The following is a 15,438-nucleotide window of genomic DNA, read 5'->3' on the forward strand; positions in this document are numbered from 1 at the left end:
ATGAGCAAGTTTCTTGATCGATTTCGTTATTTCAAACAGCTGGCTGAGCCTTTTTCCGGCCAGCATGGGCAGACCTTAAACAGCAACCGCGACTGGGAAGATGGCTACCGCAGCCGCTGGCAGCACGATAAAGTTGTGCGCTCTACCCACGGTGTTAACTGTACCGGCTCCTGCAGCTGGAAAATCTACGTCAAAAATGGTCTGGTCACCTGGGAGACCCAGCAGACCGACTATCCACGTACCCGTCCCGATCTGCCCAACCATGAGCCGCGCGGTTGTCCACGCGGTGCCAGCTACTCCTGGTATCTCTACAGCGCTAACCGCCTGAAATATCCGCTGATGCGCAAGAAGCTGATTCAGTTATGGCGCGATGCGAAAGCGCAGCACAGCGATCCGGTAGAGGCCTGGGCATCCATCATCAGCAATCCGGAAAAGGCCAAAAGCTACAAGCAGGCGCGTGGACGCGGTGGTTTCGTGCGTTCAAGCTGGCAGGAAGTGAATGAGATGATCGCTGCTGCGAACATCTGCACCGCGAAGACCTACGGCCCGGACCGCATTATGGGATTCTCGCCGATTCCGGCGATGTCGATGGTCTCCTACGCTGCGGGCGCACGTTACCTGTCACTGATTGGCGGCACCTGCCTGAGCTTTTACGACTGGTATTGCGATCTGCCACCTGCGTCACCGATGACCTGGGGCGAGCAGACCGACGTGCCGGAATCGGCCGACTGGTACAACTCCTCATACATTATTGCCTGGGGCTCGAACGTGCCGCAGACCCGTACCCCGGATGCGCACTTCTTCACGGAAGTCCGCTATAAAGGGACGAAAACCGTGGCGATCACCCCGGACTATGCCGAAGTCGCTAAGCTGTGCGACCATTGGCTGAGTCCGAAGCAGGGCACCGACAGCGCGATGGCGCTGGCGATGGGCCATGTGATGTTGAAAGAGTTTCACCTTGATCGCGAAGTCGGTTATTTCCGTGACTACGTACGCCGTTATACCGATATGCCGATGCTGGTCATGCTGGAGCCACGCGAGGGCGGTTACTACGCCGCAGGCCGTCAGCTACGCGCCAGCGATCTGGTGGATGGCCTGGGTCAGGAGAATAATCCGGAATGGAAAACCGTGGCGCTGGATCAGGTGACCGGTGAACTGATTGCCCCGCAGGGCTCTATCGGCTTCCGCTGGGGCGAAAAAGGCAAGTGGAACCTGGAGCAGCGCGACGGCCTGTCGCAAAAAGAAGTGGAGCTGCAGCTCAGCCTGCTTGGCAGCCACGATGAGGTGGTTGAGGTCGGTTTCCCTTACTTTGGCGGCATCACCCGCGAGCATTTTAACAGCGTCGCGCTGGATGAGATTCTGCTGCACAAGCTGCCGGTGAAACGGCTGCAGCTGGCGGATGGCAGTGAAGCGCTGGTTACCAGCGTCTACGATCTGACGCTGGCGAACTATGGTCTGGATCGTGGTCTTGACGATGCCAACTGCGCGCAAAACTACGACGAGATCAAAGCCTACAGCCCGGCCTGGGCAGAGCAGATTACGGGTGTTTCCCGTCAGAACATCATCCGCATTGCCCGCGAATTTGCCGAAAACGCTGAAAAAACCCGTGGCCGTTCAATGATCATCGTCGGTGCCGGCATGAACCACTGGTATCACATGGACATGAACTACCGTGGCCTGATGAACATGCTGATTTTCTGCGGCTGCGTGGGTCAGAGCGGCGGGGGCTGGGCGCACTATGTCGGTCAGGAGAAACTTCGTCCGCAGACCGGCTGGACACCGCTGGCCTTTGGCCTGGACTGGCAGCGTCCGCCGCGCCAGATGAACAGCACCTCCTTCTTCTACAACCACTCCAGTCAGTGGCGCTATGAAACCCTGGCCACCAGCGAACTACTGTCACCGCTGGCGGACAAAAGCCGCTACAGCGGCAGCCTGATCGACCTTAACGTCCGTTCCGAACGCATGGGCTGGTTGCCTTCCGCGCCGCAGCTTAACGTCAACCCGCTGCACATCGCCGCGCAGGCGAAAGCCGCCGGTCAGTCACCGCTGGACTACACCGTGGAGAGCCTGAAGCAGGGCACTATCCGGTTTGCCGCTGAACAGCCGGACGACCCGCAGAACTTCCCGCGCAACCTGTTTGTCTGGCGCTCCAATCTGCTCGGTTCCTCAGGTAAAGGGCATGAGTACATGCTGAAGTACCTGCTGGGCACCGAAAACGGCATTCAGGGGAAAGATTTAGGTCAGCAGGGCCGCGTGAAACCTGAAGAAGTGGAATGGCTGGATCAGGGTGCTGAGGGCAAGCTGGATCTGGTGGTCACACTCGACTTCCGCATGTCGAGCACCTGTCTCTACTCTGACGTTGTGCTGCCAACCGCCACCTGGTATGAAAAAGACGATATGAATACCTCGGATATGCATCCGTTTATTCATCCACTCTCGGCGGCTGTCGATCCGGCCTGGGACTCAAAAAGTGACTGGGAGATCTACAAAGGCATCGCCAAAGCCTTTTCCGATCTCTGCCCTGGCCATTTAGGGGTTGAAACGGATGTGGTAACGCTGCCGGTGTTGCATGACTCGCCCGCCGAACTGGCACAGCCGTTTGAAGCAAAAGACTGGAAAAAAGGGGAGTGCGACCTGATTCCGGGCAAAACCGCGCCACACATTATGGTGGTGGAACGCGACTATCCGGCGACCTGGGAGCGCTTTACCTCGCTGGGGCCGTTGCTGGATACCCTGGGTAACGGCGGCAAAGGGATCAGCTGGAACACCAGCAAAGAGGTCGATTTCCTCAAACAGCTTAACTATGTCAAAGCGGATGGCCCGGCAGCGGGACGGCCAAATATTGACACGGCGATTGATGCAGCCGAAGTGATCCTGGCGCTGGCACCGGAAACCAATGGTCAGGTGGCGGTGAAAGCCTGGCAGGCGCTGGGCGTGATTACCGGCCGTGATCACACGCATCTGGCACTGAACAAAGAAGATGAGAAGATCCGCTTCCGCGATATCCAGGCGCAGCCGCGCAAAATTATCTCCAGCCCAACCTGGTCAGGTCTGGAAGATGAACATGTCTCCTACAACGCCTGTTACACCAACGTTCATGAGCTGATCCCATGGCGTACCCTGAGCGGCCGTCAGCAGCTCTATCAGGATCATGAGTGGATGCGCGCCTTCGGTGAGAGCCTGATGGTCTATCGTCCGCCTATCGATACCCGCGCGGCGAAGCCGTTGCTGAACAGCAAGCCCAACGGTAATCCGGAGAAGGCGCTTAACTTCCTGACGCCACATCAGAAGTGGGGCATTCACTCCACCTACAGCGACAACCTGCTGATGCTGACGCTGTCACGCGGCGGCCCGATTGTCTGGATGAGTGAAGATGACGCCCGCGAGCTGGGCATTGTGGATAACGACTGGATCGAGGCGTTCAACGCCAATGGTGCGCTGACCGCGCGTGCGGTGGTGAGCCAGCGTATCCCGGCCGGTATGACCATGATGTACCACGCACAGGAACGCATCGTGAATATCCCCGGTTCGGAAATCACCAGCCAGCGCGGCGGCATCCATAACTCCGTAACGCGAACCTGCCCGAAACCGACCCATATGATCGGCGGTTATGCCCAGCTCTCCTGGGGCTTTAACTACTACGGCACCGTCGGCTCTAACCGCGATGAGTTCGTGGTGGTGAGAAAAATGAACAATGTTAACTGGTTAGATGGGGAAGGCAACGATGCCTGCCAGGGCAGCCAGCAGGAGGTAAAACCATGAAAATTCGTTCACAGGTCGGCATGGTGCTGAACCTCGACAAATGTATCGGCTGCCACACCTGCTCGGTGACCTGTAAAAACGTCTGGACCAGCCGCGAGGGCATGGAGTACGCCTGGTTTAATAACGTCGAAAGCAAGCCTGGCGTCGGCTATCCGCACGCCTGGGAAGATCAGCAGAAGTGGAAGGGCGGCTGGATCCGTAAGATCAACGGCAAGCTGGAGCCGCGTATGGGCAGTCGCGTCGGCCTGCTGTCGAAGATCTTCGCCAACCCGGATGTGCCTGCACTGGATGATTACTACGAGCCGTTCGATTTCGATTATCAGCATCTGCACAACGCGCCTGCCAGTAAACATCAGCCGATTGCACGTCCGCGCTCCCTGATCACCGGTCAGCGGATGAAAAAGATCGAAAACGGCCCGAACTGGGAAGAGATCCTCGGTGGTGAGTTTGCTAAACGCTCACAGGATAAGAACTTCGACAACGTCCAGAAGGAGATTTACGGCCAGTTTGAACACACCTTCATGATGTATCTGCCGCGCCTGTGTGAGCATTGTCTCAACCCGGCGTGTGTGGCGACTTGCCCAAGCGGCGCGATCTACAAGCGCGGCGAAGATGGCATTGTGCTGATCGACCAGGATAAATGTCGCGGCTGGCGGATGTGCCTCACCGGCTGTCCGTACAAGAAGATCTACTTCAACTGGAAAAGCGGCAAATCAGAAAAATGCATTTTCTGTTATCCGCGCATCGAAGCGGGCCAGCCCACCGTCTGCTCAGAAACCTGCGTCGGCCGCATCCGCTATCTCGGCGTGCTGCTCTATGACGCTGACCGCATTGAACAGGCGGCCGCAGCGGAAAACGAGAAAGATCTCTATCAGCGCCAGCTGGATATCTTCCTTGATCCCCACGATCCTGCCGTGATCGCCCAGGCACTGAAAGATGGCGTCGCGCAGAGCGTGATCGACGCCGCGCAACGTTCACCGGTTTATAAAATGGCGATGGAGTGGAAGCTGGCGCTGCCGCTTCACCCTGAATACCGCACGCTGCCGATGGTCTGGTATGTGCCGCCACTGTCACCGATTCAGTCGGCGGTGGATGGCGGGGCGCTGGCGCACACCGGCGTACTGCCGGATGTGGAAAGCCTGCGCATTCCGGTGGAGTACCTGGCGAACCTGCTGACCGCAGGCGACACCGCGCCAGTGCTGCTGGCACTGAAACGCATGCTGGCGATGCGCCATTACAAGCGCGCAGAAAGCGTGGAGGGTGAGCATGATATCCGGGCGCTGGAGCAGGTCGGTCTGACCGAAGCCCAGGCGCAGGAGATGTACCGTTATCTGGCGATCGCCAACTATGAAGATCGTTTTGTGGTGCCTTCAAGTCATCGTGAACTGGCGCGTGAAGCCTTCCCGGAAAGCAAAGGCTGTGGCTTCAGCTTTGGCGATGGCTGCCACGGCAGCGACAGCAAATTTAACCTGTTCAACAGCCGCCGAATTGATGCCATTGACGTCAGCAGGAAAACCACGCGTCCGGAGGATGCCTCATGATCACGCTGCGTGTTGTGTCGCGCCTGCTGGACTATCCGGACGAGGCGCTGTTTACCCACTATCCCGATCTGATCGCGGCGCTGGATGAGGCCAGCGAACTCAACCTGCAGCAGAGCGCACGGCTGGTGCGCTTTATCAATCAGCTTTGCACCCGGCCAATGCTGGACGTGCAGGCTGACTACTGCGAACTGTTTGATCGCGGCCGCGCCACCTCGCTGCTGCTGTTTGAACATGTGCACGGGGAGTCCCGCGATCGCGGTCAGGCGATGGTCGACCTGCTGGAACAGTATCGGGCCGACGGTCTGGAGCTGGACAGCAAAGAGCTACCCGATTATCTGCCGCTCTACCTGGAATATCTCGCCTGTAAAAGCGATGAGGCGGCGCGTCAGGGGCTGGACGACATCGTGCCGATCCTGGCGTTGCTGGCCGCGCGGCTGGAAGAGCGTCATAGCCCTTATGCTGACCTGTTCACGGTGTTACTGACGCTGTCCGGCAGCGCGGTCGATCCTGCGGCCCTCAAGCCCCAGGTGGCGCAGGAAGCGCGCGATGATACCCCGGCCGCACTCGATGCGGTCTGGGAAGAGGAGCAGATTAAATTTCTCGGCGAACAGGGCTGCGCCTCGGCGCAGCAGGCGATGCATCAGCGTCGTTTCGCCGATGCGGTCGCGCCGCAGTATCTGGATATCGCCGCGGCGACGGCGCGCACCACAGGAGAATCAGCATGAATTTTATTAACACTTTCTTCTTCGATATTTACCCCTACCTGGCCGGAACGGTTTTTCTGGTGGGGAGCTGGCTGCGCTATGACTACGGGCAGTACAGCTGGCGGGCCGGTTCCAGTCAGATGCTGGACAAAAAAGGAATGCGGCTCGCCTCTAACCTGTTCCACATCGGCATCATCGGGATCTTCTTCGGCCATATCGTCGGGATGCTCACCCCGCACTGGATGTATGAATCGTTCCTGCCGATCGACGTGAAGCAGAAGCTGGCGATGATTGCCGGTGGCCTGTTTGGTGCATTGACGCTGGCGGGCGGCGCGCTGCTGCTGAAGCGCCGTCTGACCAATCCTCGGGTGCGGGCAACGAGTAGCGTCGGCGACATTCTGATCCTGACGCTGCTGGTGGCTCAGGCCACGCTGGGTCTGCTGACTATTCCTTTCTCCACCCAGCATATGGACGGCAGTGAAATGATGAAGCTGGTGGGCTGGGCGCAGGCGGTGGTGACCTTCCACGGTGGTGCATCGCAGCATCTTGAGGGCGTCGCGTTTATCTATCGCATGCATATGGTACTGGGCATGACGCTGTTCCTGCTGTTCCCGTTCTGCCGTCTGGTGCATATCTGGAGTGCGCCGGTTGAGTATCTGACCCGCCGTTATCAGCTGGTGAGAAATCGCCGCTAACCCCGGAATGGCTGCGGGAAGATACTGCCCCGCAGCCCTTTTTAATCCACGGCTGCGTTGACGTTTTTTTAAGATTCCGGACTGTATGTCAATGCGCTGAACGACTACTATTACCGCATCTGAATTTACCCCTCGTTTATGGATAACCGATGCGTCTTAAGCTAGCCCTCCTTGCGTTCATCCCGCTTCTGGCCTCCTGCAGCAGCAAACCTGACGTTCCGACCCAGCAGAAGATGCTGGCTGCGCCACAGGGCGGTTTTTTACTGCAGCCGTCGCACAGTGGACAGGCGATGTTCGGCGATTTTGCCGGTAACCCGGCCGCAGAGCAGTTTATCGAGAAGATGGTTGAGAAGCATGACTTCGACCGTGAGCAACTGCACAACATCATTGGTCAGGCTAAGCGACTGGATTATGTGCTGCGGCTGATGGATCGTCAGGCACCGAGCTATACGCCAGCGCCGGGCCCTAACGGGGCCTGGATCCGCTATCGCAACAAGTTCATTACGCCGGATAACGTGCAAAACGGCGTGGCGTTCTGGAACCAGTATCAGGATGCGCTGCAACGCGCGCAGCAGGTCTATGGCGTGCCGCCGGAGATCATTGTCGGCATCATTGGCGTGGAAACCCGCTGGGGCCGCGTGATGGGGAAAACGCGGATTCTGGATGCGCTGGCAACCTTATCGTTTAACTATCCGCGCCGTGCGGCGTACTTCAGCAGCGAGCTGGAAACCTTCCTGCTGATGTCGCGTAAAGAGCAGGATGACCCGCTGGCGCTGAAAGGCTCTTTCGCCGGAGCGATGGGCTATGGCCAGTTTATGCCTTCCTCTTACAATGATTACGCGGTTGATTTCAATGGCGACGGCCATGCAAACCTGTGGGATCCGGTGGATGCGATCGGCAGCGTGGCGCACTACTTCCAGAAGCATGGCTGGCGCAGCGGTGAAAATGTGGCGGTTCCGGCCAGCGGTCAGGCACCGATGCTGGAAGATGGCTTCAAAACCAGTTATAGCGTGAGCATGCTGGCGGCGTCAGGCCTGTCACCACAGGGCTCGCTGGACGGTAACAATCAGGTCAGTCTGCTGCGCCTCGACCTGGGCACCAGCTACCAGTACTGGTACGGCTTACCCAATTTCTATGTGATTACCCGCTACAACCACAGTACCCATTATGCGATGGCGGTATGGCAGTTGGGCGAGGCGGTGAGCAAGGCACGGCAGGGCGGCCTGTTATAAAGACTATCCTTGTTAACTGTAAGGTTATATGATGACGCCCTTTTTCAGGCCACACAGCCACTGATATCTCTGGAGTCGTTATGTCTTTACCTGCCTGCCCAGCCTGTCACGCCGATTACACATGGCAGGATGGCGAAAACCTCAACTGCCCCTCCTGCGGTCATATCTGGACCGAGGGAGAGGGTGACAGCAGCAACGGAGCGCTGGAAGTGCGTGATGCCAACGGTAATCTGCTGGCCGATGGCGACAGCGTCACGGTGATCAAAGATCTTAAGGTGAAGGGCAGCTCCTCATCGCTGAAGATTGGCACCAAAGTGAAAAGCATTCGCCTGGTTGAAGGTGACCACAACATCGATTGTAAAATCGACGGTTTTGGCCCGATGAAACTAAAATCTGAGTTTGTGAAAAAGAACTGAGATCCGGGGCGCAGGGATGCGCCCGCCTTTCTTTTAGCTGAACAGCCGATCAATTGCGGCGCACTGTTCCGCGTTCAGAGCACCACCGTAATTACGCGAGTTACTGCTCATTGAGTCATAACGTCGCGCCACGGCCGTTTTAATCGTCGTCACAAAATCATCGCCAATACTGTAAATCGCCATCAGCCGACCGATCTGCTGCTGCAGACGCGTCAGCTCAGGCAGATTGCCCGTTCGCCATGCCGCCATCATCTCTGCAAAGTACTCCGGCACAATATTATTCAGGCCCGAAATCACCCCGGCGCCCCCCGCCAGCAGATTGGGAAGCAGGTATTCGTCATACCCCGACAGCACGGCAAAATCAGTGCGCACCTTGCGGGTCTCTTCGATCATCGCCCGGTTATGCGACAGGCAATCCACCGTATCTTTGATACCGATAAAGTTGCGCAGTTTTGCCGCCAGAGCGGCGATCAGCGCGGGCGTCAGATCGCAGCCGGTGCGAGCCGGGAAGTTGTAGGCAAACCACTTGCCACCCAGTTGCGCGTCGAGTGCTTCGAAGCAGTGCATCAGCTGCTGTTGCGTCTGGCCGTAATAGTAGGGCGGCAGGACCATTACCGCATCAAAATCGTTTTTCCACGCGGCTTCGGCCAGCGCCAGCATATCAGGCACGCAGGTCGCCGAGACGTTCGCTACCATCTTCAGCGGTGACAGGGGCCTGGCTTCCTGAATCAGCTGTAAACGTTCCTGCTGCGTCAGTGACGCAAACTCGCCAATGCTGCCCATTACCAGCAGAGTGTCGATACCGGAATCATTAAGGCGGCAGAAGTGTCGCCCGAGCGCGTCGATATCAAGGCCGCCCTGCGCATTGAACGGGGTGACGGTAGGGCACCAGACACCGGCAAAGGCCGATTTTTCACGCATAGCTGACTCCTGAAGCAAATGTTAAAAATGAAACACTGTTTTAACTTAATGGCTCCAGTCAGTCTCAGCCAGCGCATGATTCAAAAGTGAGCAACGGGTCGCACTTTTTCGTTTTTCGTTCGTCTCAGTAAGCGGATGCTTCTGACAACTGAGCGAGAGGTGATGATGAAAGAGTGGGATCCCGTGCTGTATCGCAAATTTGAAGCGGAACGAACCCGTCCGGCCCGCGAGCTGCTTGCGCGTATCAGCCTGGAACAGGTTGATCAGGTGACCGATCTGGGCTGCGGACCCGGCAACAGCACCGAGCTGCTCGCCGATGCCTGGCCGCTGGCGCAGATCACCGGACTCGACAGTTCAGCGACGATGCTAACTCAGGCCCGTGAACGTCTGCCGCACTGCCGTTTTGTCCAGGCCGATATCCGCACATGGCAGGCGGATGCGCCGCAGCAGGTGATTTATGCCAACGCGTCTCTGCAATGGCTGGATAATCACGTCACGCTGTTTCCTCATCTGGTCAGTCAGCTGGCACCCGATGGCGTGCTGGCGATCCAGATGCCTGATAATCTCAGTGAGCCGTCGCACCAGCTGATGCGCGAGGTGGCGGCTACCGATCGCTGGTCGTCACGCATTAATGCCAGTGCCGCTGAACGTACACAGCTGCTTTCCACAGGCGAGTACTACGATCTGCTAACGCAGGCCGGCTGTGAGGTGGATATCTGGCGAACCACTTATTATCACGTGATGGCCGACGCACAGGCGATTATCAGCTGGCTGCAGGCGACCGGCTTACGGCCTTTCCTGGCGATGCTGAATGAGTCTGAACAGACGGCTTTTCTGTCTGATTATCATCAGCGCTTACTTACTGCTTATCCGGCTCAGGCCGATGGTCAGGTTCTGCTCGCCTTCCCGCGAATTTTTATGGTTGCAGTGAAAAAAAGGTGAGGGCGCTGGAAAGCAGGCCGCAAAATCAGGGCAATAATGATAAGAGCCCTTGAAAAAGTGGTTTTTCTGCACCACCTTCAACCCACGACCAAAGGGAGAGTTGAAATGGACGATCAGCAATTGCAGGCGTTAAGCGCGCAGATAGGTGAGAAGCTGAAGCAGCGTAATGCCACCGTAACCTGTGCGGAATCGTGCACCGGCGGCTGGATTGCCAAAGTCTTTACCGATATCAGCGGCAGCTCCGCCTGGTTCGAACGCGGTTTTGTCACCTACAGTAATGAGGCGAAACAGCAGCTGGTGGATGTTAAGGCCGACTCGCTGGCGCAGTATGGCGCGGTGAGTGATGCGGTGGTGCGTGAGATGGCGCTGGGTGCCCGCAAGGCAGCCCATGCTGACTACGCGATCTCCGTCAGCGGCATTGCCGGCCCGGATGGCGGCAGTAAAGAAAAACCGGTCGGCACGGTGTGGTTTGGCTTTGCCGGGCCGCAGGATAACGTATTGACTTTTCAGCAGCATTTTATCGGCGATCGTGATGCCGTCCGCCGCCAGTCGGTGGCATGGGCCCTGCAGAAACTGTATGGCGAATTTCTGACAAATTAAACTTGATACTGTATGACTATACAGTATAATTGTCGGCAACAGAAAGAGTGCAGGCACCCTGAGTGCGTGTTTACCCGGCTTGATTAGGAGTTGAAATGGCGATTGATGAAAACAAACAGAAGGCTTTAGCTGCCGCGCTGGGCCAGATTGAGAAACAATTTGGTAAAGGCTCCATCATGCGCTTGGGTGAAGACCGCTCAATGGATGTGGAAACCATCTCTACCGGTTCGCTCTCGCTGGATATCGCATTAGGCGCAGGCGGTCTGCCAATGGGCCGTATCGTTGAGATCTACGGACCAGAGTCTTCTGGTAAAACCACGCTGACCCTGCAGGTTATCGCATCTGCACAGCGTAAAGGCAAAACCTGTGCCTTTATCGATGCTGAGCATGCGCTTGATCCGGTTTACGCCAAGAAACTGGGCGTAGATATTGAAAACCTGCTCTGTTCTCAGCCCGACACGGGTGAGCAGGCGCTGGAAATCTGTGATGCGCTGGCGCGCTCTGGTGCCGTTGATGTCATCATCGTCGACTCCGTTGCGGCGCTGACGCCGAAAGCGGAAATCGAAGGTGAAATCGGTGACTCACATATGGGCCTCGCGGCACGTATGATGAGCCAGGCGATGCGTAAACTGGCCGGTAACCTGAAGCAGTCCAATACGCTGCTGATCTTCATCAACCAGATCCGTATGAAAATTGGTGTGATGTTTGGTAACCCGGAAACCACTACCGGTGGTAACGCGCTGAAGTTCTATGCGTCTGTCCGTCTTGATATCCGCCGTATCGGTGCCATCAAAGAGGGCGATAACGTGGTGGGCAGTGAGACCCGCGTTAAGGTAGTGAAAAACAAAATCGCTGCGCCATTTAAACAGGCCGAGTTCCAGATCATGTACGGCGAAGGTATCAATACCTTTGGTGAGCTGGTCGACCTGGGCGTGAAGCACAAGCTGATTGAAAAAGCGGGTGCATGGTACAGCTACAACGGCGACAAGATTGGTCAGGGTAAATCGAATGCCGGCAACTTCCTGAAAGAGAATGCTGCTGTGGCAAACGAAATTGATCTGAAGTTGCGTGAAATGTTGCTCAACGGCGCGGATGAGAAACTCGCAGCAGCCGATAAGTCTGCTGAGAAAGAAGACGCGGCAAGTGAAGCGAACGAAGACTTCTGATTTATGATGCGGGAGGGGCAAAAGCCACTCCCGCTGTTTTATCCCCCCTGATACCTTTCCTGCCTTCCCTCTGTCCTGTTCTGTCGCCATAATCTCCCTCTGTTTGTAGAAGGTGCGCAGTATGACTGAATCCTCTCAGCCCCAACCCAATGTTGTCTCTTATTCTCGTCTGCTTGACCGTGCGATGCGCATTCTGGGTCAGCGCGATCACAGCCGTGCAGAGTTATCCCGTAAGCTGCAACAGTCAGCTCAGCGTGCCGCATGGGCGCAGAAAAAAGAGCCTGAAATTATCACTGAAGCGCTGCTGGAGCAGGTACTGGACTGGTGTCAGGAAAGCGGCTGGTTAAATGACGAGCGTTTCACCGATCGGTTTATTCAGAGCCGAAGCCGTAAAGGTTTTGGGTCGCAGCGCGTACGGCTTGAACTGGCCCAGAAAGGCATCGATCGTGAAGCTATTGATATTGCGATGGAAGATACGGATGTTGACTGGGCAGCCTGCGCTGCACAGCTGGCTGAACGAAAATTCGGACATCCGCTGCCCACAGAGTGGAAAGAGAAAGCGAAAGTACTACGCTATCTGCAGTCAAAGGGCTTTCAGACCGAAGATATTCAGTCTATTTTCAGAAATTTTGATGACTAAAAGCCGATGTAATTTTACTTCCCACTGAAGAAAATTTATCTTATTCCCACTTTTTGTTCCGCTAATCAGGCACCACGAGAATGTGGCCGCGCCGATCAGAGGGAACGTTCGTTAGCGTGATTCCAGGACATTTATGAGCAAGAGCACTGCTGAGATCCGTCAAGCGTTTCTCGACTTTTTTCATAGCAAGGGACATGAGGTTGTAACCAGCAGCTCCCTCGTACCGAATAACGATCCAACGTTGTTGTTTACCAACGCCGGGATGAACCAGTTTAAAGATGTGTTCCTCGGTCAGGACAAACGTGATTACACACGTGCGACCACGTCACAGCGCTGCGTTCGCGCAGGCGGTAAACACAACGATCTTGAAAACGTCGGCTACACCGCGCGTCACCACACCTTCTTTGAAATGCTGGGTAACTTCAGCTTTGGTGACTACTTCAAGAGAGAGGCGATTGGTTTTGCCTGGGAACTGCTGACGAGCGAGCAGTGGTTCAGCCTGCCGAAAGAGCGTCTGTGGGTGACGGTCTATGAAACCGATGATGAAGCCTACAATATCTGGGCGGATGAAATCGGCGTGCCACGCGAGCGCATTATCCGCATCGGCGACAACAAGGGCAGCGCGTACGCGTCAGATAACTTCTGGCAGATGGGCGATACCGGTCCTTGTGGTCCATGCAGTGAAATTTTCTACGATCATGGCGATCACATCTGGGGTGGCCCGCCAGGCAGCCCGGAAGAAGATGGTGACCGTTATATTGAGATCTGGAACATCGTCTTTATGCAGTTCAACCGTCAGGCTGACGGCACTATGCTGCCGCTGCCAAAACCGTCGGTTGATACCGGAATGGGCCTTGAGCGTATTTCTGCCGTTCTGCAACACGTCAATTCCAACTATGAAATCGACCTGTTCCAGAAACTGATTCAGGCTGTGGCACAGGTTACTGGCGCAACCGATCTGAGCAATAAATCGCTGCGCGTGATTGCCGACCATATACGCTCCTGTGCTTTCCTGATTGCCGATGGTGTGATTCCGTCGAATGAGAACCGTGGCTATGTGCTGCGTCGTATCATTCGTCGTGCCGTACGTCATGGCAACATGCTGGGCGCCAAAGAGGCCTTCTTCTATAAGCTGGTTGCGCCACTGGTTGAAGTCATGGGTGCTGCGGGCGAAGAGTTACAGCGCCAGCAGGCTCAGGTTGAGCAGGTGCTGAAAAGCGAAGAGGATCAGTTTGCCAGAACGCTGGAGCGTGGACTGGCGCTGCTGGACGAAGAGCTGGAAAAACTGCAGGGCGACACGCTGGATGGCGAAATCGTCTTCCGTCTTTACGATACCTTTGGCTTCCCGGCTGATTTAACGGCTGACGTCTGCCGCGAACGCAATCTGAAAATCGATGAAGCAGGCTTTGAGCAGGCGATGGAACAGCAGCGTCAGCGCGCACGTGAAGCAAGTGGCTTTGGCGCTGACTACAGCAACGTTATCCGCATTGATGCCGCCTCTTCCTTCAAAGGTTACGACCAGCTTGATTTGGCTGCCACGGTGAAAGCGCTCTACGTTGCGGGCGAGGCGGTTGATGAAGTGACCGCAGGTCAGGATGCCGTAGTCGTGCTGGACGAAACCCCATTCTATGGCGAATCCGGTGGTCAGGTCGGCGATACCGGTCTGCTGAAAGGGAAGAATGCTGAATTTAGCGTCCAGGATACACAAAAATATGGTCAGGCAATCGGTCATGTCGGTAAGCTGACCGCAGGGCAGTTGCGTATCGGAGATCGCCTTGAGGCACAGGTTGATGCGGCACGTCGTGCGCGCATTCGTCTTAACCATTCTGCGACCCACTTATTGCATGCCGCATTGCGTCAGGTTTTAGGTGAGCATGTGGCGCAGAAAGGCTCGCTGGTTAATGACAAATACCTGCGTTTCGACTTCTCGCATTTCGAAGCGATGAAACCTCAGGAGATTCGTCAGGTCGAAGATATTGTCAATGCGCAGATTCGTCGCAACCTGCCGGTTGAGACTGAAGTGATGGATCTTGAAGCGGCGAAGTCTAAGGGTGCAATGGCACTGTTTGGCGAGAAATATGATCAGCGCGTACGCGTTCTGACCATGGGTGATTTCTCGGTTGAGCTGTGCGGGGGTACGCATGCTGCGCGCACCGGTGATATCGGCCTGTTCCGTATTCAGGCTGAATCAGGAACGGCAGCCGGTATCCGTCGTATCGAAGCGATTACCGGTGAAGGCGCGCTGGCGCAGGTCAATGCGCAGAGCAGCCAGCTGCAGGATCTTGCGCAGCTGGTCAAAGCGAACAGCAGCAACCTGAACGAGAAAGTGCGAGGTCTGGTCGATCACGTGCGTGCTCTCGAGAAAGAGTTGCAGCAATTGCGCGATCAGCAGGCCGCGCAGGAGAGCGCCTCACTGAGCAGCAATGCCATCGACGTTAAGGGTGTGAAACTGCTGGTCAGTGAGCTCAACAACGTCGAGCCTAAAATGTTGCGTACCATGGTTGATGATCTTAAGAATCAGCTGGGATCGGCGATTATTGTGCTGGCGACAGTTGCTGAAGGTAAGGTGTCGCTGATTGCGGGTGTGACCAAAGATCTGACTGACCGTGTTAAAGCGGGTGAGTTGATTGCCGGTCTGGCACAGCAGGTTGGCGGGAAGGGCGGTGGTCGTCCTGATATGGCACAAGCTGGTGGTACTGATGCTGATGCGCTGAAAGGCGCTCTGGCAGGGGTCGAGAGCTGGGTTAACAGCCGCCTGTAATGTAAACAGAACAAGGCATTGTCTGAAGCGTCAGAACCCCGGTTCCGGCGCTTTTTAA

General features: G+C 56.2%; 12 protein-coding genes. 11 read left to right on the plus strand and 1 reads right to left on the minus strand.

Going from position 1 to position 15,438, the window contains the following annotated elements; genetic code table 11:
• From EGO56_RS04330 to EGO56_RS04355, 6 genes are all read left to right on the plus strand, one after another.
• Entirely contained in the window at positions 1–3,762 is a 3,762-nt protein-coding gene (locus tag EGO56_RS04330) for a nitrate reductase subunit alpha (RefSeq protein WP_135907790.1), read from the plus strand.
• Complete coding sequence (narH, locus tag EGO56_RS04335) at positions 3,759–5,303, plus strand: nitrate reductase subunit beta (RefSeq protein WP_135907791.1); 1,545 nt, start codon at positions 3,759–3,761, stop codon at positions 5,301–5,303. The genes EGO56_RS04330 and narH overlap by 4 nt, the downstream gene beginning before the upstream one ends.
• Positions 5,300–6,028 (plus strand): nitrate reductase molybdenum cofactor assembly chaperone, encoded by a 729-nt coding sequence (gene narJ, locus EGO56_RS04340; RefSeq protein ID WP_135907792.1) that lies wholly within the window; start codon positions 5,300–5,302, stop codon positions 6,026–6,028. Before narH ends, narJ begins: the two co-directional genes overlap by 4 nt.
• The gene (gene narI / locus EGO56_RS04345) at positions 6,025–6,702 is read left to right on the plus strand and encodes a respiratory nitrate reductase subunit gamma (RefSeq protein ID WP_135907793.1); all 678 of its coding nucleotides are present in this window, start codon (positions 6,025–6,027) and stop codon (positions 6,700–6,702) included. Before narJ ends, narI begins: the two co-directional genes overlap by 4 nt.
• A gap of 149 nt (positions 6,703–6,851) precedes the next feature.
• On the plus strand, positions 6,852–7,934 hold the full coding sequence (gene mltB / locus EGO56_RS04350; protein ID WP_135907794.1) for a lytic murein transglycosylase B: 1,083 nt from the start codon (positions 6,852–6,854) through the stop codon (positions 7,932–7,934).
• A gap of 80 nt (positions 7,935–8,014) precedes the next feature.
• The gene (locus EGO56_RS04355; RefSeq protein WP_135907795.1) at positions 8,015–8,350 is read left to right on the plus strand and encodes a zinc ribbon domain-containing protein YjdM; all 336 of its coding nucleotides are present in this window, start codon (positions 8,015–8,017) and stop codon (positions 8,348–8,350) included.
• Between the two features lie 33 nt (positions 8,351–8,383).
• Here EGO56_RS04355 and EGO56_RS04360 read toward each other — a convergent pair whose 3' ends face one another.
• Positions 8,384–9,271 carry a dihydrodipicolinate synthase family protein gene (locus tag EGO56_RS04360; RefSeq protein ID WP_135907796.1) on the minus strand — a complete coding sequence of 296 codons (888 nt, stop codon included), beginning with the start codon at positions 9,269–9,271 and terminating at the stop codon, positions 8,384–8,386.
• 165 nt (positions 9,272–9,436) lie between these two features.
• Here EGO56_RS04360 and tam point away from each other — a divergent pair, with 165 nt between their 5' ends.
• The 5 genes from tam (at position 9,437) to alaS (ending at position 15,380) form a co-directional block, all read left to right on the plus strand.
• On the plus strand, positions 9,437–10,213 hold the full coding sequence (tam, locus tag EGO56_RS04365) for a trans-aconitate 2-methyltransferase (protein ID WP_135910521.1): 777 nt from the start codon (positions 9,437–9,439) through the stop codon (positions 10,211–10,213).
• A 105-nt stretch (positions 10,214–10,318) separates the two neighbouring features.
• Positions 10,319–10,813, plus strand: a complete 495-nt coding sequence (pncC, locus tag EGO56_RS04370) for a nicotinamide-nucleotide amidase (protein WP_135907797.1) — start codon at positions 10,319–10,321, stop codon at positions 10,811–10,813.
• A gap of 95 nt (positions 10,814–10,908) precedes the next feature.
• Complete coding sequence (gene recA / locus EGO56_RS04375; protein WP_013358828.1) at positions 10,909–11,979, plus strand: recombinase RecA; 1,071 nt, start codon at positions 10,909–10,911, stop codon at positions 11,977–11,979.
• 121 nt (positions 11,980–12,100) lie between these two features.
• A complete protein-coding gene (locus EGO56_RS04380; protein ID WP_135907798.1) occupies positions 12,101–12,619 on the plus strand; it encodes a regulatory protein RecX in 519 nt (172 codons plus the stop codon).
• 133 nt (positions 12,620–12,752) lie between these two features.
• Complete coding sequence (alaS, locus tag EGO56_RS04385; RefSeq protein WP_135907799.1) at positions 12,753–15,380, plus strand: alanine--tRNA ligase; 2,628 nt, start codon at positions 12,753–12,755, stop codon at positions 15,378–15,380.
• Positions 15,381–15,438: the final 58 nt, after the last annotated feature.

This window comes from Pantoea vagans, assembly GCF_004792415.1.
Taxonomy (GTDB): Bacteria; Pseudomonadota; Gammaproteobacteria; order Enterobacterales; family Enterobacteriaceae; genus Pantoea; species Pantoea vagans.